At 56.1% G+C, this 1,395-nt stretch carries 1 rRNA gene; it reads left to right on the forward strand.

Annotated elements, in window-relative coordinates:
• A 23S ribosomal RNA gene (locus ACFTSF_RS41605) occupies positions 1 to 1,392 on the forward strand; the annotation flags it as partial.
• Positions 1,393 to 1,395: the final 3 nt, after the last annotated feature.

The raw sequence follows: 1,395 nt of genomic DNA on the forward strand, positions 1-1,395 counted from the left end.
AGCCTGAGAGCCGAGGCGGACCCGTTCAGGGGAAGTGGATGATCCCATGCTGCCGAGAAAAACTTCGTAGTGAGTGTTAGAGCCGCCCGTACCCCAAACCGACACAGGTGATCAGGTAGAGAATACCAAGGCGATCGAGTGAACCATGGTTAAGGAACTCGGCAAAATGCCCCCGTAACTTCGGGAGAAGGGGGGCCGGATACGTTAGGCAGTTCTCCTGCCGAAGCGTTGATGGCCGCAGAGACCAGGCCCAAGCGACTGTTTACTAAAAACACAGGTCCGTGCGAAGAAGTAATTCGATGTATACGGACTGACGCCTGCCCGGTGCTGGAACGTTAAGGGGACAGGTTAGCTGGTTTCGGCCGGCGAAGCTTTGAACTTAAGCGCCAGTAAACGGCGGTGGTAACTATAACCATCCTAAGGTAGCGAAATTCCTTGTCGGGTAAGTTCCGACCTGCACGAATGGCGTAACGACTTGGGCGCTGTCTCAACCGTGGACTCGGCGAAATTGCATTACGAGTAAAGATGCTCGTTACGCGCAGCAGGACGGAAAGACCCCGGGACCTTTACTACAACTTGGTATTGGTGGTCGGTACAACTTGTGTAGGATAGGTGGGAGACTGTGAAGCTCGGACGCCAGTTCGGGTGGAGTCATCGTTGAAATACCACTCTGGTTGTTCTGGCTGTCTAACTTTGGTCCGTTATCCGGATCAGGGACAGTGCCTGGTGGGTAGTTTGACTGGGGCGGTCGCCTCCTAAAAGGTAACGGAGGCGCTCAAAGGTTCCCTCAGCCTGGTTGGCAATCAGGTGTCGAGTGTAAGTGCACAAGGGAGCTTGACTGTGAGACAGACATGTCGAGCAGGGACGAAAGTCGGAACTAGTGATCCGGCGGTGGCATGTGGGAGCACCGTCGCTCAACGGATAAAAGGTACCCCGGGGATAACAGGCTGATCTTCCCCAAGAGTCCATATCGACGGGATGGTTTGGCACCTCGATGTCGGCTCGTCGCATCCTGGGGCTGGAGTAGGTCCCAAGGGTTGGGCTGTTCGCCCATTAAAGCGGCACGCGAGCTGGGTTTAGAACGTCGTGAGACAGTTCGGTCCCTATCCGCTGCGCGCGCAGGAGACTTGAGAAGGGCTGCCCCTAGTACGAGAGGACCGGGGTGGACGAACCTCTGGTGTGCCAGTTGTTCCGCCAGGAGCACGGCTGGTTGGCTACGTTCGGGAGTGATAACCGCTGAAAGCATCTAAGCGGGAAGCACGCTTCAAGATGAGGTCTCCCACCGGGTTAACCGGGTAAGGCCCCCAGTAGACCACTGGGTTGATAGGCCAGAAGTGGAAGCATCGTAAGGTGTGGAGCTGACTGGTACTAATAGGCCGAGGGCTTGTCACACAC

This window comes from Kribbella sp. NPDC056951, assembly GCF_042674205.1.
Taxonomy (GTDB): Bacteria; Actinomycetota; Actinomycetes; order Propionibacteriales; family Kribbellaceae; genus Kribbella; species Kribbella yunnanensis.